Source organism: Bacillus sp. 179-C3.3 HS, assembly GCF_047229225.1.
Taxonomy (GTDB): domain Bacteria; phylum Bacillota; class Bacilli; order Bacillales; family Bacillaceae; genus Bacillus.
Genome location: NZ_JBFEFT010000030.1, coordinates 1 through 24,456, shown reverse-complemented (window position 1 = coordinate 24,456; position 24,456 = coordinate 1). Strand labels below are relative to the sequence as shown.

General features: G+C 41.1%; 29 protein-coding genes and 1 tRNA gene. 26 read left to right on the top strand and 4 right to left on the bottom strand.

The features are described from left to right. Positions 1 to 76: 76 nt before the first annotated feature. The 4 genes from AB1K80_RS15765 (at position 77) to AB1K80_RS15750 (ending at position 3,575) form a co-directional block, all read left to right on the top strand. Positions 77 to 1,321, top strand: a complete 1,245-nt coding sequence (locus AB1K80_RS15765; protein WP_412857773.1) for a dicarboxylate/amino acid:cation symporter — start codon at positions 77 to 79, stop codon at positions 1,319 to 1,321. Positions 1,322 to 1,440: 119 nt separating this feature from the next. Then, on the top strand, positions 1,441 to 2,367 hold the full coding sequence (locus AB1K80_RS15760) for an ABC transporter ATP-binding protein (protein WP_412857771.1): 927 nt from the start codon (positions 1,441 to 1,443) through the stop codon (positions 2,365 to 2,367). Continuing rightward, on the top strand, positions 2,345 to 3,121 hold the full coding sequence (locus AB1K80_RS15755; protein ID WP_412857770.1) for an ABC transporter permease: 777 nt from the start codon (positions 2,345 to 2,347) through the stop codon (positions 3,119 to 3,121). The genes AB1K80_RS15760 and AB1K80_RS15755 overlap by 23 nt, the downstream gene beginning before the upstream one ends. Positions 3,122 to 3,239: 118 nt before the next feature. After that, positions 3,240 to 3,575 (top strand): hypothetical protein, encoded by a 336-nt coding sequence (locus tag AB1K80_RS15750; protein WP_412857769.1) that lies wholly within the window; start codon positions 3,240 to 3,242, stop codon positions 3,573 to 3,575. Positions 3,576 to 3,630: 55 nt separating this feature from the next. Here the strand turns inward: AB1K80_RS15750 and fbpB are convergent, their stop codons facing one another. Both fbpB and AB1K80_RS15740 read right to left on the bottom strand, forming a co-directional pair. After that, complete coding sequence (gene fbpB, locus AB1K80_RS15745; RefSeq protein WP_412857768.1) at positions 3,631 to 3,780, bottom strand: Fur-regulated basic protein FbpB; 150 nt, start codon at positions 3,778 to 3,780, stop codon at positions 3,631 to 3,633. 266 nt (positions 3,781 to 4,046) lie between these two features. Then, a complete protein-coding gene (locus AB1K80_RS15740; protein WP_412857766.1) occupies positions 4,047 to 4,367 on the bottom strand; it encodes a thioredoxin family protein in 321 nt (106 codons plus the stop codon). Between the two features lie 184 nt (positions 4,368 to 4,551). Between AB1K80_RS15740 and AB1K80_RS15735 the strand changes: the two genes are divergently transcribed. The 6 genes from AB1K80_RS15735 to AB1K80_RS15710 all read left to right on the top strand — a co-directional run bounded on the left by AB1K80_RS15735 (position 4,552) and on the right by AB1K80_RS15710 (position 11,818). Then, the gene (locus AB1K80_RS15735) at positions 4,552 to 5,634 is read left to right on the top strand and encodes a D-alanine--D-alanine ligase (RefSeq protein ID WP_412857765.1); all 1,083 of its coding nucleotides are present in this window, start codon (positions 4,552 to 4,554) and stop codon (positions 5,632 to 5,634) included. A gap of 80 nt (positions 5,635 to 5,714) precedes the next feature. Further along, positions 5,715 to 7,079, top strand: coding sequence for a UDP-N-acetylmuramoyl-tripeptide--D-alanyl-D-alanine ligase (locus AB1K80_RS15730; protein ID WP_412857764.1), 1,365 nt, complete (start codon positions 5,715 to 5,717; stop codon positions 7,077 to 7,079). Positions 7,080 to 7,106: 27 nt separating this feature from the next. Continuing rightward, positions 7,107 to 7,793, top strand: a complete 687-nt coding sequence (locus tag AB1K80_RS15725) for an alpha/beta hydrolase (protein ID WP_412857762.1) — start codon at positions 7,107 to 7,109, stop codon at positions 7,791 to 7,793. A 452-nt stretch (positions 7,794 to 8,245) separates the two neighbouring features. After that, positions 8,246 to 9,739: a degradosome RNA helicase CshA gene (gene cshA / locus AB1K80_RS15720; protein WP_412857760.1), complete on the top strand. Its 1,494-nt coding sequence runs from the start codon at positions 8,246 to 8,248 to the stop codon at positions 9,737 to 9,739. 110 nt (positions 9,740 to 9,849) lie between these two features. Then, positions 9,850 to 10,329 (top strand): PH domain-containing protein, encoded by a 480-nt coding sequence (locus AB1K80_RS15715; RefSeq protein WP_412857758.1) that lies wholly within the window; start codon positions 9,850 to 9,852, stop codon positions 10,327 to 10,329. Further along, positions 10,319 to 11,818, top strand: a complete 1,500-nt coding sequence (locus AB1K80_RS15710; RefSeq protein ID WP_412857757.1) for a PH domain-containing protein — start codon at positions 10,319 to 10,321, stop codon at positions 11,816 to 11,818. Before AB1K80_RS15715 ends, AB1K80_RS15710 begins: the two co-directional genes overlap by 11 nt. A 48-nt stretch (positions 11,819 to 11,866) precedes the next feature. Here AB1K80_RS15710 and AB1K80_RS15705 read toward each other — a convergent pair whose 3' ends face one another. Further along, entirely contained in the window at positions 11,867 to 12,472 is a 606-nt protein-coding gene (locus AB1K80_RS15705) for a rhomboid family intramembrane serine protease (RefSeq protein WP_412857755.1), read from the bottom strand. Positions 12,473 to 12,565: 93 nt separating this feature from the next. On the opposite strand from AB1K80_RS15705, the gene acpS reads away from it, so the two are divergent. The 14 genes from acpS (at position 12,566) to AB1K80_RS15635 (ending at position 23,542) form a co-directional block, all read left to right on the top strand. Next, entirely contained in the window at positions 12,566 to 12,931 is a 366-nt protein-coding gene (gene acpS / locus AB1K80_RS15700; RefSeq protein ID WP_412857754.1) for a holo-ACP synthase, read from the top strand. A gap of 146 nt (positions 12,932 to 13,077) precedes the next feature. Then, entirely contained in the window at positions 13,078 to 14,094 is a 1,017-nt protein-coding gene (locus AB1K80_RS15695; protein WP_412857752.1) for a DUF4367 domain-containing protein, read from the top strand. Between the two features lie 128 nt (positions 14,095 to 14,222). After that, positions 14,223 to 15,401, top strand: a complete 1,179-nt coding sequence (alr, locus tag AB1K80_RS15690) for an alanine racemase (protein ID WP_412857751.1) — start codon at positions 14,223 to 14,225, stop codon at positions 15,399 to 15,401. A 299-nt stretch (positions 15,402 to 15,700) separates the two neighbouring features. Then, on the top strand, positions 15,701 to 15,982 hold the full coding sequence (locus AB1K80_RS15685) for an antitoxin endoai (RefSeq protein ID WP_412857749.1): 282 nt from the start codon (positions 15,701 to 15,703) through the stop codon (positions 15,980 to 15,982). Between the two features lie 4 nt (positions 15,983 to 15,986). Further along, positions 15,987 to 16,337, top strand: a complete 351-nt coding sequence (gene ndoA, locus AB1K80_RS15680; protein WP_024425388.1) for a type II toxin-antitoxin system endoribonuclease NdoA — start codon at positions 15,987 to 15,989, stop codon at positions 16,335 to 16,337. A 115-nt stretch (positions 16,338 to 16,452) separates the two neighbouring features. Next, on the top strand, positions 16,453 to 17,283 hold the full coding sequence (locus AB1K80_RS15675) for an RsbT co-antagonist protein RsbRA (protein WP_412857747.1): 831 nt from the start codon (positions 16,453 to 16,455) through the stop codon (positions 17,281 to 17,283). A 4-nt stretch (positions 17,284 to 17,287) separates the two neighbouring features. Next, the gene (rsbS, locus tag AB1K80_RS15670) at positions 17,288 to 17,656 is read left to right on the top strand and encodes an RsbT antagonist protein RsbS (RefSeq protein WP_003214235.1); all 369 of its coding nucleotides are present in this window, start codon (positions 17,288 to 17,290) and stop codon (positions 17,654 to 17,656) included. Between the two features lie 2 nt (positions 17,657 to 17,658). Next, entirely contained in the window at positions 17,659 to 18,060 is a 402-nt protein-coding gene (locus AB1K80_RS15665) for an anti-sigma regulatory factor (protein ID WP_412857744.1), read from the top strand. Positions 18,061 to 18,070: 10 nt separating this feature from the next. After that, entirely contained in the window at positions 18,071 to 19,078 is a 1,008-nt protein-coding gene (locus tag AB1K80_RS15660; protein ID WP_412857743.1) for a PP2C family protein-serine/threonine phosphatase, read from the top strand. Between the two features lie 59 nt (positions 19,079 to 19,137). Beyond that, the gene (locus tag AB1K80_RS15655; protein ID WP_412857742.1) at positions 19,138 to 19,467 is read left to right on the top strand and encodes an anti-sigma factor antagonist; all 330 of its coding nucleotides are present in this window, start codon (positions 19,138 to 19,140) and stop codon (positions 19,465 to 19,467) included. Next, complete coding sequence (gene rsbW / locus AB1K80_RS15650; protein ID WP_412857741.1) at positions 19,464 to 19,952, top strand: anti-sigma B factor RsbW; 489 nt, start codon at positions 19,464 to 19,466, stop codon at positions 19,950 to 19,952. The genes AB1K80_RS15655 and rsbW overlap by 4 nt, the downstream gene beginning before the upstream one ends. Then, a complete protein-coding gene (gene sigB / locus AB1K80_RS15645) occupies positions 19,918 to 20,706 on the top strand; it encodes an RNA polymerase sigma factor SigB (protein ID WP_412857740.1) in 789 nt (262 codons plus the stop codon). Before rsbW ends, sigB begins: the two co-directional genes overlap by 35 nt. Beyond that, positions 20,706 to 21,305 (top strand): PP2C family serine/threonine-protein phosphatase, encoded by a 600-nt coding sequence (locus AB1K80_RS15640; protein WP_412857739.1) that lies wholly within the window; start codon positions 20,706 to 20,708, stop codon positions 21,303 to 21,305. Before sigB ends, AB1K80_RS15640 begins: the two co-directional genes overlap by 1 nt. A 77-nt stretch (positions 21,306 to 21,382) precedes the next feature. Beyond that, complete coding sequence (locus tag AB1K80_RS15635; RefSeq protein WP_412857737.1) at positions 21,383 to 23,542, top strand: Tex family protein; 2,160 nt, start codon at positions 21,383 to 21,385, stop codon at positions 23,540 to 23,542. Positions 23,543 to 23,561: 19 nt separating this feature from the next. Here AB1K80_RS15635 and cmpA read toward each other — a convergent pair whose 3' ends face one another. Further along, positions 23,562 to 23,696, bottom strand: a complete 135-nt coding sequence (cmpA, locus tag AB1K80_RS15630; protein ID WP_412857735.1) for a cortex morphogenetic protein CmpA — start codon at positions 23,694 to 23,696, stop codon at positions 23,562 to 23,564. A 99-nt stretch (positions 23,697 to 23,795) separates the two neighbouring features. Here cmpA and AB1K80_RS15625 point away from each other — a divergent pair, with 99 nt between their 5' ends. Beyond that, positions 23,796 to 24,263: a SprT family protein gene (locus AB1K80_RS15625; protein ID WP_412857734.1), complete on the top strand. Its 468-nt coding sequence runs from the start codon at positions 23,796 to 23,798 to the stop codon at positions 24,261 to 24,263. Positions 24,264 to 24,380: 117 nt separating this feature from the next. Next, positions 24,381 to 24,455: transfer RNA gene (locus AB1K80_RS15620), tRNA-Asn, on the top strand. The last annotated feature ends 1 nt before the right edge of the window (position 24,456 follow it).

Below are 24,456 nucleotides of genomic sequence, written 5' to 3'. Positions count from 1 at the left end.
AGTGGTACAGTATGCACACGTAGACCCACGAGAGAACTCTCTCGTGGGTCTTTTCGATGAGAAAGGGGAGATTTTATTGAAGCTGGCAACAAAAATTATCATTGCACTCATCTTAGGTGCAATCACGGGTCTTATGCTCAACATCTTTGCTCCAAATGCATTCAAATGGTTAGATCCGTATCTATTCACACCTCTAGGTCAAATTTTCTTAAACCTAATTAAGATGTTAGTTGTTCCGATCGTGTTCTTTTCTATCACACTTGGTGTTGCAGGCCTTGGTGATCCGAAAAAACTTGGCAGAATCGGAGCGAAGACCATTACTTATTTTCTAACCACTACTACGTTCGCCATCATCATTGGCATTTCATTGGCGCTACTTATCAAACCCGGTACATTCGGCAATTTTGATACAAAAGCAGCTGATTATTCCGCGGAGGAAGCACCATCCATAGCTGATACACTTCTCAACATTATTCCTACCAATCCAGTCCAGTCTTTAGTTGAAGGAGACATGCTTCAAATCATCGTCTTTTGTATATTCTTGGGGCTCGGTATCGCCATGCTTGGCAAAAAAACAGAGGGTTTGCTCAAACTACTTGAACAAGGAAACGATTTAATGATGTACCTTGTCGGCGTCGTGATGAAGTTCGCACCATATGGAACATTTGGTTTGATCGCTACGGCGATTGGCAGTCAAGGATTAGACGCAATGAAAGCCATGGGGCTATATTTCTCGGTCGTGTTGATCGGACTTGTGCTGCATTTCTTCCTAACATATGGGTCGACTGTCGCCCTATTAGGTAAACAAAATCCAATGGCATTTTTCAAAGGGTTCTCACCAGCAATGGTTGTCGCCTTTAGTACATCGAGCAGTAACGCTGTTCTTCCGGTATCAATGGAAACAGCACAGAAACGATTGAAGGTGCCAGAATCAATTTCGAGCTTTGTTCAGCCACTTGGCGCCACCATTAACATGGATGGTACGGCTATCATGCAAGGTGTTGCGGCCATTTTTATTGCACAAGTGTATGGCATTGAACTAACACTTGTCCAAATCATTACGGTCGTATTAACAGCTGTCTTAGCGAGTATCGGTACGGCTGGAGTTCCAGGAGTAGGCTTGATCATGCTAGCAATGGTATTGAACTCTGTGAACCTTCCTGTTGAGGGTATCGCGCTCATCCTCGGAATAGACCGTTTGTTAGATATGGCAAGAACTGTTGTGAACATTACAGGAGATGCGGCTTGTGCGGTCATTGTCGCAGAAACTGAAAAGAAACATGAAAAGAATATATCCTCATCTGACGTCTCAATGTCATGAGAAAAAGGGCTAATTGATTAGCCCTTTTTTTGATGGAGTCGCTTGTCTTGCATGATATACTTTGAAAGGGTGAGCGGCTGTCATTGTCGCTCTAGGTTACAAGAGAAGGAGGAATCACATTGCCATCAACCGTTCTTAAAATAGAGAAAGTCGATAAAAAAATAAATGGACGTATGATTTTGCAGGATATTTCAATGGAGATCAAGCAAGGGGAAGTTGTCGGCTTGCTTGGGCCGAATGGATCTGGAAAAACCACATTGATCAGATTGATTGTAGGTTTGATGAAAAAAAACAAGGGACAGATCACCATCAATGGATATTCACAAGATGCTGATTTTCAACAAGCGATGTCATCTGTCGGCGCCATTATCGAAAATCCAGAATTCTATTCGTATTTAACAGGCTATGAAAATCTGAAGCTATATGCAGCGATGCACAAAGGGGTCACTGCAGAACGCATTGATGAAGTCATTCAAAGGGTTCGACTCGAACATGCCATTCATCAAAAGGTCGGTCAGTACTCGTTAGGGATGAAACAACGGCTGGGCATTGCACAAGCCATTTTACATCGACCGAACTTGCTTATTTTAGATGAGCCGACGAATGGACTCGACCCAGCAGGATTGATGGATTTTCGAGAGCATTTACGCATGCTTGTACAGGAAGAAGGGACATCCGTTTTATTGGCCACACATCTTCTCCATGAGGTAGAAGAATTATGTGATCGCATGATCATTATTCAAAAAGGTCAGATCAAAGCAAACGCGAACATCGGAGAGACGGATGGACAAGATCAGTATGTATTGGATATTCAGCCGATCGAAAAGGCAACGTCATGGCTTCAAGCCGAGGGCTATACATATGAACAGAATGAACAGCACATTTTGCTTCAAATAAACAGAGATCGTGTACCAGAGCTCAACAAGCAGCTCGTTTTGGCAGGATTTGAAGTGTTTGAAATGACGCGCCAAAAGCAATCGATCGAAGAGACATTTATGAAATGGACGGAAGGCGGGACAAAAGATGTTTCAACTCATCAAGAATGAGCATAAAAAGTTCATTAGTCAAAAGATGACCATCATCGCCCTCGGGTTGATCGCTATGTATCAATTGGTGGTGGCCATCATTGTGAGTGACTTCACTTCATATCAAGATACACCAGACACATTTGTCGATTATTTCGCCACATCTACTCATGTCATGTTTGTTTTACAGGTGTTAGCGATCGTTGTTGGAGCCACACTCATATCGACAGAGTTTCAAAAAGGGACGATTAAATTCCTATTGATTCGACCTAAAACAAGGCTTCATATCTTTCTATCCAAGTATGTGACCCTTGTGTTGATAGTCACGTACTCGTTTATTGTGTATTATGCGCTATCTTTTCTCTTTGGCTTTATCTTTTTTGATACGCAATTATATTCAAACGATAGCCGATTACTTCAACAAACATTTGCAGTGGTCGGTTGCCAATGGCTGGAGGTTGTCATGATGGCGAGCTTTGCCTTTATGTGCTCGAGTTTATTTAGAAATAGCGTTTTTGCTCTTGTCACATCATTTGTTGTGTTATATACGGCAAAATTTTGGGTCGCATTCATGAATATATTCCCGATATTTGAGGGTGGATTGTGGAAGTATTTGCTGTTTGTTAATACGAAATTTACACAGTACAGCTTTCAAGGACCGCCTCTTTTTGATGGAATGAGCCCGCTGTTTTCAGTGTTTATTGTGGGGGCACATTTTGTTTTCTTTGTTGGAACGGCTTGGCTCTCCTTTTGGAAGCGTGATGTAAATGTGTAAAACTTGTGACAAATAACAGGAAAAATTCGTGACATTTTTGTGAAAAGCTGTCTCATTTTCACGATCGCCGCCTCACTTTGTCTTATAATGTGAAAAGAATCATGGAGGTGGCACTATCGTGAAAAATGTCATTACGGCTTTACCTATTTTGTTGCTGCTGTCGTTTTCGTTCGTGTCTTTTGCCTTCCAGTTTGATCACCTTGTTTATTTCAGACTAGCGCTCGGAATCTTTTCATTAGCGGGTCTTTTCATTCTGTATACAATAAAAAGAAATATGAAATGGTTTATGATCTATTTATATACAAGCTGGGTCATCCTCGCTGCCGTGACAACATTTGAAGAACCTGTGTTTTCTCAATTTTTCTTCGGTGGTTTAACGATGACAATGGGCTATCTTACGTATATGCTCATTTATTTTGGAATGAAACAAGACCGTTTAGCGAAATCACATTAAAACAAAAGCCGATCAAATCGAAGTGAGATTTGATCGGCTTTTTTATCATATCTGTTCATGATTCGCGCCCAACAGTGACAAGCTGCTTCTGATGCTTCTTGTCGATGGATTCATATATACTCTCCATCATTTTAGGATCGCGCATGATTGCTTTCTTATTTTCTTCAATCAACTGCTGGTATGTTTTGATTTTCTTTTTCGACATGAGAAACCTCGCTCCTTTATAGAATCACTTTCTATCACAACTTATAGATGAAATTGATAATCATTTTCAATTAGTGATTCCATTATACAAAGCAAAATAACATAAGTAAAGATAAGATTCAGAGAATTCACATAACAGACAAATTCCCTTTTCCGGAATGCAATGGCATTGAAACATTTTCGCCATACGTCTCGTCTTATTAAAGAATTGCTGAACATAAAAAGGACATCAGCAAGTAAGTTGCCCACGTCCTTTGTTTTCATTCTTTAAGCGATATGTCCTTGAAGGAATTCAGTCACTTCTTCAGGTGATTTTGCGTTTGCACTGTGTAAGTGCCCCGTTTTTTCACCATTTTTGAATATCAATAGGCTTGGAATTCCCATGACTTGGTACGTCTCTGCGAGTTCCGGGAAGTCATCTTTGTTTATTTCAAACCATTCATTGTTTGCATAAGCTTCTAAAATGTCTGGAATGAACATGTCCATTCTTGTACAATCAGGACACCAAGTTGCAAAGAATTTAATGATGACTTCTTTGTCTGATTGAATGATTTCATTGAATTGTTCAGTGCTTGTAATTTTCTTCAATTTGTCACAACTCCTTTTCACATTCATTCTAATATAAAATAGGGACGATTGACATACAAATGCTCTGGAGGTGCTAACAACCTTTACAAATCATTTCAATTCCGTAACAACAAAAATAAATTAGAGCATTTTCGCTTGAAAGTGATAAGATAGTAAAGATGAATTTTAGTGGGGGGAGTATCCATTGAAAATAAGTTTAGGATTGGTTTACGGCGGAAAGTCAGCCGAACATAATGTATCACTGCAAACAGCCCTTGCAGTTACGAAAGCACTTAATACTAATAAGTTCGATATACATCCAATTTATATTACAGAAGAAGGAAAATGGCTTAGAGGAGAGAAACTCACTGAACCAGTATCAAACGTCAAAATGCTTCAATTTGAACAAAATGCAAAGACGTTTTTACCTACTTCTTTAAATGAAAGCATGTTTCCGGAGCAAACATCAACAGAAGAAAAAATTGATGTGGTCTTTCCATTATTACACGGACCAAACGGTGAAGATGGTACCATGCAAGGATTACTCGAACTATTAAATATCCCGTATGTCGGAAACGGCGTTCTTGCTTCTGCGGCGGGTATGGATAAAGTCATGATGAAAGATGTCTTTGCACAAGCAGGACTTGCACAAGCGAAACATCTTTCCTTTAATAAAAAAGACTACGAAAAAACAAAGGAAGACAGCTTAGCGAATGTTGAACAAGTACTTGGCTATCCATGTTTTGTCAAACCTGCAAACATGGGATCAAGCGTTGGTATTAGTAAATGCCGCAATAAAGAAGAGCTTGTGGCAGCGTTTGACCTTGCCTTCCAATATGATCGTCGTGTTGTTGTAGAAGAAGGTGTCATTGGAAGAGAAATCGAAATTGGTGTATTAGGAAATGACGAGCCGAAATGCTCTGTCGTAGGTGAAATTGCACCTAAAACCGATTTTTATGACTACAAAGCAAAATATGAAGATGGCGATACAGATTTGATCATCCCAGCGAGTGTGTCAGAGGATGAGTATCAGACGATCCAAGATATGGCGATTAAAGCCTTTAAATCCCTTGATGGATCTGGTCTCGTGCGCGCAGACTTCTTCTTGACGGAAGAAGGCAAAGTGTTGATCAATGAAGTGAATACCATGCCTGGGTTCACGCCATTTAGTATGTTCCCATTACTCTGGAAGCATACGGGCGTGGAGTACTCGGAATTAATTGAGAAGTTAGTGTCACTTGCAATTGAACGCCACCAAGAAAAACAAACCATTAAAACGACTTTTTAATGTAAGCAACAAGCAGACACTATCCGGCAGATAGTGTCTCTTTTCCTTCAATGTGAAATGAGAAAGAGAGGCGTATAATCATGATCGAACGTACAGTCGAACAAATCGCCCAAATGGCTGGTGGAACATTATCCGATCAAGCCTTTGGCGAAGAAAACATTCATGGAGTGACAACAGATACAAGAAACATAACAAAAGGCGCACTATTTATCCCGCTCATCGGGGAGCATTTTAATGGACACGCATTTGCTTCAAAGGCTATTGAGCTTGGTGCAGCAGCGATTCTTTGGGATGAAAAAGAAGACAATCCACCAGAAGGCGTACCGGTCATTGTTGTGAACGATACACTGGAAGCACTTCAGAGGCTAGCAACATCATATCTAAAAGAAGAAAACCCTCGTGTTGTTGGGATTACAGGAAGCAATGGCAAAACGACAACAAAAGATATGATCCATTCTGTGCTACAAACGACCTATCATGTACACAAAACAGATGGGAATTATAACAATCACATTGGTCTCCCGCTTACCATCCTTGCTATGCCAAAAGGAACGGATATCGCTGTTCTTGAGATGGGGATGAGTGCAAAAGGAGAGATCGAATTTCTATCTCATTTAGCTGAACCTGATGTGGCAGTCATCACCAACGTTGGAGAATCACATATGCAAGACCTAGGATCACGAGAAGCGATCGCAGATGCAAAATGTGAAATAACAAAGGGATTAAAAGAGAATGGAGTCTTCTATTACCTAGGAGATGAGCCGCTGCTCCGTGAAAGAGCGAATGCCATTTCTCAAACGGTGAAAACCTTTGGGGAAGCAGAAGACTGTGATATTCGTGTGAACCATATCAATCAGCTTGCTGAAGGAACTGAATTTCAAGTTGAAGGGTATGCACAAGCGTTTCTCATTCCTGTGCTGGGGAAACATAATGTCAAAAATGCCCTCGCCGCTATTGCTGTTGGTCAACATTTCGGACTAACGGAAAGAAAGATCGCTCAAGGTTTGATGCAAACAAAGCTCACCGGAATGCGACTTGAGCTAATTAAGACAGAAAAATCCATCACAGTGATCAATGATGCATACAATGCTAGCCCGACATCTATGAAGGCGGCAATCGACCTTGTTGGTGATATGGACGGCTTCGCCAATCGCATTCTAGTGCTTGGCGATATGCTAGAAATGGGTAGTGAAGAAGAAACGTATCATTATGAGTTAGGTCAATACATCAAGCCGGAATTTATTGATTATGTCCTGACATACGGACGTCTCGGTGCATTCATTGCCGAAGGAGCGAAAAAAACGTTTGGCGAAACAAGAGTTTTCTCTTATGTAGATAAAGAGGAATTGAAAAACAAATTGGCAGAAGTAGCCGGTCCGAGTGACGTTGTATTAGTCAAAGCCTCCCGCGGGATGAGGTTGGAAGAAGTAATGACAGTTCTCTAGAAGAGAGCAGTTAAGGAAGGTGACAGAATGATTGGCTGTTTATGTATACACGGTTTTACGGGTGCCCCTTATGAAGTAGAACCGCTTGCACAATACTTAAAACAGACGACAGATTGGACGGTTCAGTCTGTCACTCTTCCGGGGCATGGGGAAGAACTTCAGTTAAAAGGTATCCTTTATCAAGAATGGATCGCAACCGCAGAGCTGGAACTATTATCTCTCTATCGAACGTGTGACACGATCTATTTGGTTGGCTTTTCAATGGGCGGGATGATTGCGTCTTATTTAGCATCAAAATACCCTATTGCACGTGTCGTGCTATTGAGTGCCGCGGCTAAATATGTGAACCCAAAACAAATCATTCAAGACACAAAGCAGATGGTAAAAGAATCGTTGTCTGGACTCATCGAGACGAATCCCTTATATCAACGGTATCGTCATAAGCTATCGAGCACGCCATTATCCGCTGCGGTCGAATTTATGAAGCTGGTCAAACAAACAAAGAGCTCCCTTGAAAAACTACATATGCCTGTTCTCGTTGTACAAGGAGAAAGCGATGGAATGGTTCCCGCTTCTAGTGCAGAGTTTATTTATCATAAAATACCGTCTCACCAAAAGGAATTATTTTATTTACCTGATTGTAAACACCATGTTTGTCACGAGCCTTGTGCACAAACATTATTTGAGAAAGTTGAACAATTTCTAAAAAAATAATTTACATCTATAGAAAAGCAAAAATGTGGCTAAACTAATATAAATTGAATTCACCTTGTTAAATTTTACAACATTTTTGTCGAATGAGTGATTGGCATATGGTATAATTAATGAGAAAAGATGCCGATTCGGCTGATATGATAATGATGGAAAAACCTTCATTTCACTATCTCATTCGAGGCACGAAAAGGAACGGATGGCTCGCTTGAAGCACCCACCATGAGAAAAGTGGGAATTGATGGATAGAAGGCGTATTAATGATGAAACTTTCAATGTCGAGCTGTAGATATATCCTTGTCTGTCTTGTTGAAAAACAAATACTGTAATGGTAAGATAAAAGGTAGGGTAATTCGGGCTTTGTATATAATGGACCTGTCCTTTTAAGAAAAGGGCAGTTTTTAATGATCATTCACGAGATTACTGAAACAGCAATTAGAAGGAGTTTGAATAATTTGACTATAACGTTTCAAGATTTTCAATTAAGCGAAAATCTCATGAAAGCTATTAACCGCATGGGATTTGAAGAAGCAACACCGATTCAAGCAGAAACAATTCCTCTCGGTCTTCAGAATAAAGATGTCATTGGACAAGCACAAACAGGAACAGGAAAAACTGCAGCATTTGGTATTCCTCTGGTTGAAAAAATCGACCCAGCGTCTCCTAATATCCAAGCGATTATCATTGCACCAACAAGAGAATTAGCGATTCAAGTATCTGAAGAGCTTTATAAAATCGGCCAAGATAAGCGCGCACGCGTACTTCCAATTTACGGTGGACAAGATATCGGGCGTCAAATCCGTTCGCTCAAGAAAAATCCTCATATCATCGTAGGAACTCCTGGACGTTTACTCGATCATATTAATCGTCGTACAATGCGTCTTCAAAATGTTGAAACTGTTGTGCTTGATGAAGCAGACGAAATGCTCAACATGGGATTCATCGAAGACATTGAATCAATCCTTTCAAATGTACCAAGTGAACACCAAACACTTTTATTCTCTGCGACAATGCCAGCACCAATTAAGCGCATTGCGGAACGTTTCATGACAAACCCAGAGCATGTAAAAGTAAAAGCAAAAGAAATGACAGTGTCTAACATCCAACAGTTCTATTTGGATATCCACGAACGTAAGAAGTTTGATACATTGACACGTCTTCTTGACATCCAATCACCAGAACTTTCAATTGTCTTCGGTCGTACAAAACGCCGCGTTGACGAATTGACAGAAGCCCTGAACCTTAGAGGGTATACTGCTGAAGGAATTCATGGTGACTTGACTCAAGCGAAGCGTATGGTCGCTCTTCGTAAATTCAAGGAAGGCTCAATTGATGTACTTGTCGCAACAGACGTTGCAGCACGTGGGCTTGATATCTCAGGCGTCACACACGTTTATAACTTTGACGTACCTCAAGACCCAGAAAGCTACGTTCACCGTATTGGACGTACAGGCCGTGCAGGACGTACAGGTATGGCAATGACATTTATCACACCACGTGAAAAAGAAATGCTTCGTGCGATTGAACAAACGACAAAGCGTAAAATGGATCGTATGAAAGAGCCGACACTAGATGAGGCAATTGAAGGACAACAACAAGTAACAGTTGACCGTCTACGCACGATCATTAGTGAAAACAACTTAAACTTCTATATGACAGCAGCTGCTGAATTGTTAGAAGACCATGATTCTGTGACTGTTATTGCGGCTGCGATCAAAATGATGACAAAAGAGCCAGATGCAACACCAGTACGTTTAACAGATGAAGCACCGATGATTTCAAAACGTCATCGTAACAACCGCAGCTCTTCTAAACGTAGAGACGGCGGCGGTGGCGGAGGCTATCGCGGAAAAAGCAACCGTTCATCTTACGGTGATAAAAAGCGTTCTTCAAATGACCGCAATCGTTCTTCAAACGATCGCCGTCAAAAGAAATCTTATAATAACTAACATACAAGAGCGAATCCTATGCAGGGTTCGCTTTTTTAACACATATCATGAAACTTTTTAGGTGTTGATTCGTAATATATTGATAGAAAGTAAGAGAATGGGGGAAGAATGTGAGAAAACAGCCGCAACGTAAAATCAGTATGAATGGATTAAAAGTATGGCGTCTACAGAATGGAATCATCTCATTGATTTTCTTGCTCATCATCATTGGCGTATTTGTAACTAGTTTTTATTTACAATGGCCATATTGGATCGGCGCTATTCTCGTTGGATTATGGATCTTACAAATCATCTTTGGGATTTGGCTCATACCGAAAATCCGTCATCGCATCTGGCGCTATGAAGTGTATGAAAATGAAATTGAAATACAACATGGGCTCATTCGCGTCACACGTGTGATTGTTCCTATGGTACGCGTACAGCATGTCGACACATCTCAAGGCCCACTTTTAAGACGGTATCAATTAGCATCTGTTCAAATATCGACTGCTGCCACAGTTCATGATATCCCAGCATTAGAATTAGAAGAAGCGGATGAACTTCGTGATTACATATCTCGTTTAGCGAGGGTGACGGAAGATGATGTCTGAACCAAAACGTGTACATCCGATTTCAATGTTCATTGACTTTATATCAGTTGCTGTAACGCTGATCAAAAACTTGATCATTCCTTTTTTCGTGCTAGTTTTTGTGAATTCGAATGCCAGCATCCGATTTTACGCTTTTATCGCTCTTGGTTTGTTTCTGTTGTGGGCAGCTGTATCCACTGTGTTAAATTGGAAACGATTTACTTACCGAATGGAAGAGGATGAATTTCGCGTCGAGTCTGGTATTTTCACGAAAAAGAAGAAATATATTTCGTTAGAGAGAATTCAAACCGTTAATACAAGTGAAGGAATCTTTCAACGAATGTTCGGTCTGGTACGGGTTCAAATTGAGACGGCAGGCGGAGGAGATGGCCCAGAGGTGAGTTTGACCGCCATTACAAAAGCGGAGGCCGAACAATTAAAAGAGGCGATTTTCCATCGCAAGAAAAGTCTTCAACAAGAGGGACTGGAAACAGATGACACAGGAGAATTACTGCAGGATCATCTGAATGAGTCAACGCCTGTTGAAGAAGAAGTGAATGTCTCCTATCGTATGGGTGTACCGGAGCTTCTGCTGGCAGCCACGACTTCAAGTGGAATTGGTGTGATTATTTCTGGCTGTATTGCCCTCTACACACAAATCGATGAAATTCTTCCGTTAGATGGATTCATCAAGCGATTTTCCTTTTTAAGTCATGCCAGTTTTGAGCTTTATGCGATTCTCATCTTTCTTGCCATCTTTATTGCTTGGGTACTGAGTGTGGGTGTGACTGCACTGCAATACGCTCATTTTACGGCAAAAAGAAAAGGAAAAGACATTATCATCACAAGAGGTCTGATTGAAAGGCATCAAATGACGATTCCACTTGCGAGGATTCAAGCGGTGAAAATCAAAGAAAACATCCTTCGTGAACCTTTTGGTTTTGCTACTGTCATGCTCGTAAGTGCTGGAGGTTCCATTACAGACAAGGAAACCTCATCAGTCTTATTTCCATTGATTCGAAAGAAAAAGATAAACGAATTGTTGTCTCAGTTTACTGAGCATTATCAGATGGTACCTGAGCTCAAGAAGGTGCCGAAGCGTTCGCTTAAACGCTATCTGATTTCTTATGGATTTGTGCCTTTGTTGGTCGGTCTCATTTTGTCAGTGCGTTATCAGCCATGGGGTTATTTGGCACTGATTCCATTTCCAATTGCTTTATTCTTTGGGTATTTAGCGTATAAACATTCAGGCTATGCGATCAAGGATCAATTGATTCAGTTAACATCAAGAGGCATCGGGAAAACAACGGGTATTGTATTGCGAAAACGAATGCAAAACTATACCATGAGCCAATCCTATTTCCAAAAGAAAGGGCGAGTGGCGAGTATTCACACGTTCGTGAAATCCTCCGCTCTATTAGATACCTTTGGTGTGCATCACGTAGATGAAGAAGATGCAGCACGTGTGTATGATTGGTATTCCTATGACAATCCACATCAACTTAAATGAAAAATGTCGATCGCTCCAAGCAAGGAGTGATCGACATTTTTTGTGAGTTTACTGACGTCGTCTTTTGGACTGTAAGAACAGAGCGATCGGTGTGAGGATCATCCCGCCAATTAGTCCAAATAAATGCGCCATGATATTAATGTTTGTATTGAAGAACGTCATAATGACCGAGACACCAAGAATGGTTAAGATCACTTGAGAATTGCCACTGTCCATCATGCGAGGTTGAAATAGGACAAGGTATAAATAGGCGCCAAACAAACCGAAAATGGCACCAGAAGCACCGACATGGACATATTCTAATGGTTCAACCCAATAGGTTCCTAGGTTGCCAATAAAGCCTGCGCCTAGATAAATGATCAGAAAGCGACCTTTCCCAAGCAAGTACTCGAGCGCTGGGGCAAATAAAAAGAGAGACATAGAATTGAATAATATATGCGTGAGCCCTGCATGGAGAAAAATAGGTGTGATCAGTCGCCACCATTCACCTGCCGCTACCCCGTAGTTAAAACCGACAAGATGGTCCTGCCCAAGTTGTATAATAGGGAGAGGAATCGCAAATAAAAGCCACAGCCCGATTTGTAAGGCGAGGATCGCCGTTACGATTGGGTACGATCTAATAAATTGTTGGAAATTCTCCGTTCGAATAAACATAACAAACCCCTTTTGACTAGATAATGGTAAGTTTATAGTAACACGTTATGAAGGAAACAGACAAAATAGTACGAGTATCATAGGAGGTACCTCATGATCAAAGGAATTGGCATTGATATTGTAGAGATCAAGCGGTTAGCACAAGTGCTCAGCAGACAGTCGCGTTTCCCAGAGCGGATTTTAACCTTGCATGAACAAGACGAGTATCAAACGTTAAATGACAAAAGACGATTAGAGTTTTTGGCAGGGCGCTTCGCGGCGAAGGAAGCATTCTCTAAAGCATATGGTACAGGTATCGGGAAGCAATTGAGCTTTCATGACATTGAGATACAAAAGGATGACAGCGGGAAACCATATATAAAATCTGTGAAAATAGCAGATGATAAGGTGCATTTGTCCATTACTCACACAAAAGAATATGCGGCTGCACAGGTTTTAATTGAAAGGTTGTCAAGCTAGTCTGCATATTGTTTGTCCCTTGTTCATATATTGGGTAGTGCGATAAGGAAGGGCGAGTTGCTAAGGCTTTGATGGCAGTGAACGCTAAGGCGTACTGTTAAAGTCAAACAAGCGGTTTCTTCCTTTTAACACAATGAATGAAGGGGTTGAAAAGGGTGAGAAAAAGCTTTGTTTTGCTTGTAACGGGGATCCTTTTTGTACTGATTCTCTCCGCATGCGGTCAAAAATCACAGCAGGATATCGTTGGAGATTTAAACAAAAAGGCAGAGGAAATGACATCATACAAAGCCAAAGCAAAAATGACCATTGAAACAGGAAATGATCCACAGGAGTACCAAGTAGAAATTTGGTACAAGAAGCCGGAACTTTACCGTGTCTATTTGGAAAATCCAAAAAAGGATCAGAGTCAAGTCATTTTAAGGAATGGCAATGGTGTGTTTGTGCTAACACCTTCTTTGAACAAAAGCTTCCGTTTCCACAGTGATTGGCCGAATAATAGCAGTCAGGTTTATCTATTTGAATCGCTTGTAAAAGACATTAAAAATGATAGCACAGCCCAGTTTAAAGCGAAGGAATCCAAGTATATTTTTGAGACCAAAACCAACTATCAGCACAATCAAATGCTTCCGACCCAAGAGATTGTATTTCATAAAAAAACCATGGCGCCTGCTAGTGTGAAAGTGCTGGACAGCGACAAAAAGCCAATGGTGAAAGTGGAATTCTCTCACTTTGAATTCAATAAATCTTTTGACAAAGATGCATTTGATGAGAAGAAAAATATGACGCTCTCCCAAATGGATGTTGCCACAAGCGCAGATCCATCTGACACCTTTGCGGTGAAAACACCAGTTGATATGCCAGAGGGTGTGAAGAAGATGGAAGAGAAAGAAATGACAACAGATGCCGGTAAGCGTTATGTGATGACGTACGGCGGTAAGAAATCCTTCACACTCATTCAAGAAAAAGCAAGAGTGGCAGAAGCTTCAACGCCTGTGACAATGAACGGTGAACCGGTTGACCTAGGTATGACAGTCGGTGTCTTAACGGATCAATCACTCTCATGGACTTCTGACGGAGTTGACTACTTAATTTCATCAAGTGACTTGTCGAAGGAAGAGCTCATCATGGTGGCCAAAAGTGTAGAAGGACAGTCAGCCAAATAAAAGCTAGAAGTCTTAAAAATGAAAAGTCAGTCCAATTCTAGGGCTGACTTTTTTGATGCGTTTCACATCACCCTTGATTTTTAGTATCATAATGAAAGAATTGAATTATTCAATAGGGAAGTGTAACGATGGACACAAATGCTTTTTATAGAGACACATGGGCAGAAATTGATTTAACCGCCATTAAGCATAACGTATCACATATGAAAGACCATATCGGAAAAAAGGTTCAACTCATGGCTGTTGTGAAAGCCAATGCATATGGACATGGAGATATAGAAGTAGCGAGAGCCGCACTTGAAGCAGGTGCAGACTTATTAGCAGTTGCCTTTTTAGATGAGGCAATTTCGTTAAGAAATAAAGGGATCAATGCACCAATTCTCGTGCTCGGTGCAGTACCACCCCAGTATGTCAAAGTCGCAGTCAAATACAATATCATCATGACGGGTTACTCGATCGAGTGGTTGAGAGAGGTAACCAAAGGTGTAAAAGATCAGATTGGACAACCCATTCGGTTTCATTTGAAAATTGATAGCGGGATGAATCGATTAGGCGTGAAAACATTGGACGAAGTAAATGAAGTCAAAGCGCTTGTCAGTCAACATTCTTTTCTACAGCTAGAAGGCGTATTTACGCACTTTTCAACAGCAGATGAAAAGGATGAAAGGTATTTTGACAAGCAGGTTGAGACCTTCAAAACGTTGCTTCAACCGCTTCATACGGAAGGAATACTTGTTCACTGTGCCAACAGTGCAGCAGGACTTCGGTTCAAAGAGGTGTTGTTTAATCTCGTTCGTTTTGGTATCAGTATGTATGGACTGTCACCATCAGAGGAGATCAAGGATGAATTGCCTTTCAAGCTTCAAGAGGCATTGTCTCTCCATACAAAGCTTGCACACGTAAAGCTTGTACATCAAGGAGAAAGTGTCAGCTACGGAGCCACCTATACTGCGAATCAAGATACGTGGATTGGCACAGTGCCAATTGGTTATGCAGATGGTTGGCTCAGAAAACTGGCAGGAGCAGAAGTGCTTATTCAGGGCAAACGTCGGAAGGTTGCAGGGAGAGTGTGTATGGATCAATTCATGGTTGAATTGAATGAAGACACGCTAGTTGGTGAGCCAGTTGTTCTCATTGGTACACAAGGGGAAGAAAAAATCACAGTCGATGAAGCGGCGAAAAAACTGCAAACCATTAACTATGAAGTCACATGCTCTATTGGCTACCGGGTTCCTAGGGTGTATGTAGAAGATGGCAAAAGGGTTCATGTGCGAAACCCTCTCCTTCAAGATGACCCAACCGTTTGAGTAGGTGTTTTTACAAGGGAGCGGTGTCCATGGTGACATCGTTCTCTTTTATTCTACAAAGGCACAACAAATCATTTTCCTTTTTTCAGTGATTTTGGAAATACCGTATGATTTCTGAAAAAAAGCGTATAATGGGAAAGAGAGAGACTCCATTATCATCTTTTTACGGGTGGCGGAACGCTTCATGATCTAGGGATAAATCATGAAAAAACAGCTTTGCTTGTGCATTGAATAATGGTATGATTAGACTTGGAATGGATCGAAACGGTATCCGTAAGTTTTGTGGAGGTGCATGTTTTTTGTCAGAATCCAGCGCAACAAATGAAATGAAGATTCAACTGCCAGAGGCTTTGGTATCTGAAATCGAACGAGTAGCAGAGCAGGATCAGGTAACAAGAAGTGAATTGATCTACCGAGCGACAAAAACGTATATTCGTGAACGTAATATTCGACAAAATCGTGAATCGATGAGACGCGGCTACATGGAGATGGCGAAAATTAATCTGAATATCTCTTCAGAGGCACAATACGCAGAGTTTGAGGCTGAGAATACAGTTGAGCGATTAGTCAGCGGGGGTTAAACATTTGATTGTTAAACGCGGTGATGTTTATTTTGCTGATTTATCTCCTGTTGTTGGCTCCGAGCAGGGCGGGGTTCGCCCAGTATTGGTGATCCAAAATGACATTGGAAATCGCTTCAGCCCGACTGCTATCGTTGCAGCCATAACAGCCCAAATACAAAAAGCGAAATTACCAACTCACGTCGAAATTGATGCAAAGCGATACGGCTTTGAACGAGACTCTGTCATTCTGTTAGAACAGATTCGTACGATTGATAAACAAAGATTGACAGATAAAATCACACATCTAGATGATGAAATGATGGAGAAGGTTGATGAAGCCTTACAAGTTAGTTTGGCTCTTATTGATTTTTAATATGGTGGAATTTGGTTGCTCTATCGGGAGCAACTTTTTTTTGTGTTCAATTTTTATAAAGGCTATAATGGAGACAGAGAAAAGGAGTGCTTTTTATGTACGTAGGGGGTAAATCATGTCGAATCAAATCGTGTTAACTTTTGCAAGAACGCATCAAAAAGAATTACAAAAAGAGTGGACGGACATTTTAAAACGACTTGGTGAAGAAGAAACGGACATGATGCTAAACGACAACATGTATGAAACGATCTGTTCGGAATATGTTCAGCTCATGATCACATCCCTTTCAGAGGGAGATTCTGAGGATTTTGAAGAAAAAGTACACAGTTTTGCTTTAAAAATTGTTCAAATGGGTATATCACTTAAGTTGCTAGCAAATGGACTAACAGAAATCCGCACACATTTATATCAAAAAATGAACAATGCCGAAGATACAGCAGAAAAAAGCAATGACCTTGTCTGGCAAATTGATCGATTCATCACGCCAATCCATAATGAAATTTTAAACCAATATTCCATCTCATGGGAAAAAACGGTCAACCTTCAAAAGATTGCATTACAGGAACTTTCAGCCCCTTTGATTCCAGTGTTTGAACACATAACCGTGATGCCTCTTGTAGGAACAATTGATACAGAGCGTGCTAAAAAGATCATGGAAAACCTGTTAAATGGTGTTGTGAAGCATCGATCGCAAGTGGTCTTAATTGATATCACAGGTGTGCCTGTTGTCGACACAATGGTTGCACATCATATCATTCAAGCATCAGAGGCTGTGAGACTAGTAGGGGCAAAATGCCTGTTGGTCGGTATTCGTCCCGAAATTGCCCAAACCATTGTCAATCTTGGAATTGACTTATCTCAAGTGACAACAAAGAATACCCTTCAAAAAGGAATTCAAACTGCTTTGGAAATGACAAATCGAAAAATTGTTTCATTGGAGGGATAGCCTAGTGAGAAATCACCCGAAGATTCCAATCTTAAAATTATATAACTGTCTTCTGATTTCCATTCAGTGGGAGCTTGATGATCAGACAGCTCTCCATTTTCAAGAAGACTTACTGAATAAAATTCACGAAACAGGAGCAAATGGTGTTGTTATTGATCTAACGTCAGTTGATATGATTGATTCATTTATTGCAAAAGTTTTAGGCGACGTCATTACGATGTCTAAGCTCATGGGGGCAAAGGTGGTATTAACAGGAATACAACCAGCAGTCGCTGTGACGCTCATTGAACTCGGCATATCGCTGGAAGAAATACAGACGGCGTTAGATCTTGAACAAGGGCTTGAGACACTGAAGCGGGAATTGGGGGAATAGATATGAAAGACCAATCCTGTGTGAAAATATTGACGGAATGGGACATAGTCGCGGCTCGGCAACTCGGACGGAATGTTGCAAAAGAACTTGGCTTTGGAACAGTAGACCAAGCCAGAATTACAACGGCCATTTCTGAATTAGCTCGGAACATCTATTTATACGCTGGTAAAGGCCAGATTTGTATAGAAGAAGTAATGGAGCGAGGAAAGCGCGGGCTCAAAGTCGTCGCAATTGATGAGGGACCCGGCATTATGGATATACGGAGAGTCATGGAGGACGGATATTCTACATCAGGCGGACTTGGAGCAGGGCTTCCAGGGGTGAAAAGGTTAATGGATGATTTTAATCTAGATTCTGCACCAGAACAAGGAACGGAGATACAAGCTGTCAAGTGGCTTCGCTAGGAGGGAAATCATGGATTTTAAGGAGGTCATGGAGCAGCGTTACCATCAGCTGCTCAGCCGTTATATCAGTGATTTAACTGAGACATCACTTTATCAAGCTCAAAAATTTAGCCGAAAAACCATTGAGCATCAAATACCTCCTGAAGAAATAGTGAGTGTTCACCGAAAAGTAATTCAGGAGCTTTACCCTGACTTGCCGGAAGATGTTATTCATTCACTAGACTTCTTAATTGAAGTCATGATTGGATATGGACTTGCCTATCAGGAGCATTTAACACTTAGAGGCATTCAGCAAGAAATCAAATCCGAAATTGAAATCGCTGCAAACGTTCAGCAAACCCTTCTGGAAACGAAAATTCCAGAGGGAGACACATTTGAAATTGGTGCCATCAGTGTGCCAGCAAAACAAATGAGTGGAGATTATTACCATTTTGTAACAGATCACGATACAATTAACATAGCGATCGCAGATGTCATTGGAAAAGGCATCCCTGCTGCGTTATGTATGTCGATGATTAAATATGCGATGGATTCCCTTCCTGAATCAGGAAGTGGCCCGACAAAGGTGCTAAAAACCCTAAATCGTGTTGTTGAACAAAACGTAGATCCAAGCATGTTTATCACGATGTTCTATGGCAACTATAATACAAGAACACATGAATTTAAGTATGCATCGGCTGGCCATGAGCCAGGCTTTTTCTATTCCCAAAAAGAAAATCAATTTTACGATTTAGATGCCAAAGGTCTCGTGCTAGGGATCGCACCAGATTTTGAATATCAACAGTATGAGAAACATCTCGATGAAGGAGATATGATCATCTTATTTTCAGATGGTGTGACAGAATCCAAAGCCGAGGACGGTTTCTTAGAACGGGATGACATCAAATCGCTCATATCAGAACATCTATCATATTCTCCGCAGGAAATGGTCGATGCGATTTATGCAAGTTTATTAAAGTTGCAAGACTTTCAGCTACACGACGACTTTACTTTACTTGTTCTCAAACGAAAGGTTTAGAAAGTGAATATGCGGGTATTACAAACTTTAGGAAACAAGAATTTCGAGGTGAATGCATAATGAATATGTCTGTGAAAGAGCATCAAATAGATCAAAAAACGATCATTCAGGTCAGCGGGGAAATCGATGTTTACTCCGCTCCAGAACTAAGAGAAGCCCTTATGCCTAAGGCAGAGCAGGGTGAACATCTTCAGATTTGTTTACAGGATGTTTCGTATATGGATAGTACAGGTTTAGGCGTATTTGTTGGTTTGTTCAAAGCAGCTCAAAAAGCAGGTGGCACATTAAAGCTTGAGAATTTGTCGGATCGACTTGTAAGGTTGTTTGAAATCACTGGATTAAAGGACATCATTGACATTTCTGCAAAGTCAGAGGGTGGGGTACAATGAACGAATCATTAGATTTAATTGAGATGAAAATACCGGCGAAACCAGAATACGTAGGCATTATTCGATTAACACTTTCGGGCGTGGCGAGCAGAATGGGTTATGCCTACGAAGAGATTGAGGACTTGAAAATTGCTGTGAGTGAGGCATGTACAAATGCTGTCCAACATGCCTACAAACCGGAAGATGGCGAAGATGGAGAAGTAGCGGTTCGCTTTCTTGTCTATGAAGACCGGCTAGAAATCATCGTCGCTGATAAAGGTGGTAGCTTTGACTTTAAGCAAAAACAGGAAGACCTTGGCCCGTATACTGCTTCTCATACGGTAGAACAACTGGCAGAAGGAGGTCTTGGTTTATATTTAATGCAAACATTAATGGATGAAGTCGAGGTGCAAGCGAACTCCGGAGTGACCGTGGCGATGACAAAGTTTTTAAACAGGGAGCGAGTTGACCATGACACAACCATCCAAAACTATGAAACTAACTAAAGATGAAGTGGATCGCCTCATCCAAGACTATCAAACGAATCAAGATGAACAAGCACAGCTCACACTAGTGGAATGTTACACAAACCTTGTCGATGTACTCGCGAAGAAATACTCTAAAGGGAAAAGCTTTCATGAGGATCTAAGACAAGTTGGAATGATCGGCCTACTCGGTGCCATCAAGCGTTACGACCCACTTGTTGGTAAATCATTTGAAGCATTTGCAATTCCAACCATTGTTGGCGAAATCAAACGCTTCTTACGTGATAAAACATGGAGTGTTCATGTTCCTAGACGTATTAAAGAGCTTGGACCAAGAATTAAGATGGCAGTCGATCACTTAACGACGGAGACACAAAAGTCCCCCAAAGTACAAGAAATCGCTGAATATCTTGATGTCACAGAAGAAGAAGTTCTAGAAACAATGGAAATGGGCAAAAGTTATCAAGCACTGTCTGTGGATCAAGGGGTAGAAGCTGATTCAGAGGGAAGCACTGTCACCATCTTAGACGTTGTCGGCTCGCAAGAAGAAGGCTACGAACGAGTGAACCAAAAACTGATGCTAGAGAGCGTGCTTCATGTTCTGACTGATAGAGAAAAGGATATTATTCATTTAACCTATTTACAAAATAAAAGTCAGAAAGAAACAGGCGATCTACTTGGTATATCACAAATGCATGTCTCAAGACTGCAACGGAAGGCAGTTAAAAAACTACGTGATGCATTATCAGAGGATGCATCGATGGAGCTAGGGTAATGAAACAGATTGAACAGCATGAGCATGTGAACGCCATTATCTATCAATCGAATAAAGAAGGGAAATCATGCTGCGGGGACAGTTTTTTTATTAAAGCAGATGATGAAGAACTAATTTGTGCTGTAGCAGACGGATTAGGCAGCGGCCAGTTCGCCAATGAATCATCTTCTTTAGTCAGCGAAATTGTTGAAGAATATGGACATGAGGACGTCACGACCCTCATCGAAAGATGCAACCAAGCCATGAAAAATAAACGAGGAGCCACCGTTGCTATTTTAAAGGTGAATTTTGTCCAACAGCAATTTACCTATTGTTCCGTCGGGAATATTCGTTTTATTTTAAATGCACCTTCTGGCGATTATATTTATCCACTTCCGACACTGGGCTACTTGTCCGGTAAACCAAGAAAATATAAATCATACACCTATGCCTACGAAAAAGGATCGACATTCATTATGTATTCAGACGGACTGAATGTGCCAAACATACGGATGTGTTTAAAGCATGGCCAGTCAGTCGAAAACATTGCAAAACATCTTGAAACATACACACAAGAAAAAAAGGACGATCTCACCTATGTACTTGGTCAGCTCATGTAAGGTAGCTGACCTTTTTTCTGTTTGGGTCGTTTTTTTGATACACTAATAGAGAAGACACAGTGAGAGGATGCAAAGCAATGAAGACATCTGATTTTTTATTGAAACAAATTGCAACAGAGTTAAAGCTTTCAGTGAAACAAATTGAAAGTGTCATTCAGCTACTAGAGGACGGGAATACCGTTCCATTTATTGCACGTTACCGGAAGGAGCAAACAGGCTCACTGGACGAAGTGCAGATTCAAACCATTTCTGAACGCTATACATATATCCAAAATGTCGAGAATCGAAAAGAAGAAGTCATTCGTTTAATCGCTGAACAGGACAAACTGACCGATGAGCTAAGACAAAAAATTGAACAGGCGCATAAGCTTCAAGAAGTTGAAGATTTATACAGACCTTTCAAACAGAAGCGTAAAACAAAAGCAAACGTGGCGAAAGCAAAAGGGTTAGAACCGTTAGCGGCTTATTTGTGTAAGTTGCCACAGGACGATATCAAAAAGCACGCATCGACCTATATTGATGAAGAAAAAGAAGTCGCAAGTGTAGAAGAAGCACTAGAAGGTGCACAGCATATCATTGCTGAACAGCTTGCAGATGACCCGGATATGCGTAAATGGATACGCAGTGAAACATACCAAAAGGGGCGTCTTATCACATCAGGAAAAGACGTAGAAAGTGATGAGAAAAACGTCTATGAAATGTACTACGACTATCAAGAACCGATCAAGAAGATTGTACCCCATCGCGTCCTAGCAGCAAATCGTGGAGAGAAAGAAGGAATTTTAAAAGTAGGCATTGAACCACCTTCTGAAAACATTCGTTTCTATCTCGACAAACAAGTCATCAAGGGGAAACAAACGACAGCGAGACCGTATCTTGAAGCGGCGATTGATGATGCTTACAAGCGTCTAATTCAACCGTCCATTGAACGAGAAATAAGAAAAGACCTGACAGAAAAAGCAGAAGAACAAGCCATTCATATCTTTGCTGAAAACCTCAGAAATCTGTTGCTTCAGCCGCCAATGAAAGGAAAACGTGTACTAGGGGTTGATCCTGCATTCCGAACAGGCTGTAAACTAGGGGTCGTTGATGACACAGGCAAAGTCCATCACATTGATGTCATTTATCCGCACCCACCTGTACAAAAAAAGGCAGAAGCCAAACAGAAAGTGAAACATATCATTCAGACATCAAAAATCGAAGTGATTGCCATTGGGAATGGAACGGCATCAAGAGAGACAGAACAATTCATTGCAGAGCTGATTCAAGAGCTGGACGAGCCAGTTTCATATTTGATTGTGAATGAAGCGGGGGCAAGTGTATACTCAGCGTCAGCCTTAGCACGAGAAGAATTCCCAGATTTGCAAGTGGAAGAAAGAAGTGCCATTTCAATCGCCAGAAGGTTGCAAGATCCTTTAGCTGAGCTGGTCAAAATCGATCCGAAATCTGTCGGAGTGGGACAATATCAGCATGATGTTAGTCAAAAGCAATTAAACAGCTCATTAACCTTCGTAGTTGAGACGGTCGTCAACCAAGTCGGTGTCAATGTCAATACGGCATCACAGGCACTGCTGCAATATGTTTCAGGTCTCTCAAAAGCTGTCGCAGGGAACATTGTGAAACGCCGCGAAGAGATTGGGAAATTTACAAGCAGAAAAGAGCTGAAGGATATTCCAAGGCTTGGCGCCAAAACATATGAGCAGTGTATCGGATTCCTACGCATTCCAGATGGACAAGATCCTCTAGATCGTACTGGCATTCACCCAGAAAGCTATAAAGAAACAAAACAATTTTTACAAATGATCAAGATGACACCAACCGATCTTGGTTCAGAACGATTAAAAGAGAAAATGTCTGAAGTCAATCTGGAAGAAGCGGCAGAACAGCTCCAAATAGGTTCGATTACACTGCGAGATATCATCGATCAACTGACAAGACCTGAGCGTGATCCTCGTGATGAAGTACCAAAACCGCTTTTAAAAACAGATGTATTGAAGTTGGAGGACTTGAAGCAAGGCATGGAGCTTCAAGGAACAGTGAGAAATGTGGTGGATTTCGGAGCGTTTGTTGATATTGGTGTGAAGCAGGATGGACTTGTCCATATTTCCAAGCTAAGCAACCGATTTGTCAAACATCCGCTTGATGTTGTATCCGTCGGTGACATTGTGACCGTGTGGGTTGACTCTGTTGATCAAACAAAAGGACGCGTCGCCCTCTCCATGCTCAAACCAGAGTAAACAAAAAACGAGGCGCACCTTAGGATGGGGTGTGCCTTGATGTAACTGAATGCTTCTTTCTATAGAAGTACCAGCATTGATTCAGCAATTTGATTTGATAATGATTTTTTTCATAAAACGCCTTTTGCATCTGATTTTTCAGCCATTTGGGCATCGCCCATTCCTCCTTTGAACGAAACAGTGGGTGTGTTTTCAATGTATGCGAAGGGGAAATTGTCCCGTTCGAGGTTTTTACAGAAAGGAACGATCTTGATTGAACCAGGAACAATTACAACAGTTGACAGAGCAAATTTCTCAGCAGTTTTTCAAAAAGCCATTTCGACACAAAGCTGTTTTTAATGACCGATTAAAAACGACAGGTGGCAGGTATTTACTTCATACACATCATATCGAGCTCAATCGTCGATCCTTTGTAGAGCATGGAAAAGACGAATTGATCGGTATCATCAAGCATGAGCTTTGTCACTATCATCTCCATCTCGAGGGGAAAGGCTATCAGCACCGTGACCGTGACTTCAGAGAGCTGTTACAACAAGTGGGCGCGCCCCGATTTTGCACACCATTAAAGACTGTTCAACATCGAAAAAAAACAGTAAAGCTTCATTATTATATATGCACGGGCTGCGGAAAACACTATACAAGAAAACGCCGGTTTGACACATCGCGATATGTATGTGGAATTTGTCGTGGGAAATTAAAAAAGGAGGAAGGAAAGGCTTGACTGTTATATTAGTATATGTTAAATTATAAAGGCCGTCGCAATTGAGTCAGGGATGAAACACTTGAAAATTCTTGACACATTTTTCTGGCATAGATATAATGAAACATGTCTTATTATTCCGCAGTAGCTCAGTGGTAGAGCTATCGGCTGTTAACCGATCGGTCGTAGGTTCGAATCCTACCTGCGGAGCCAA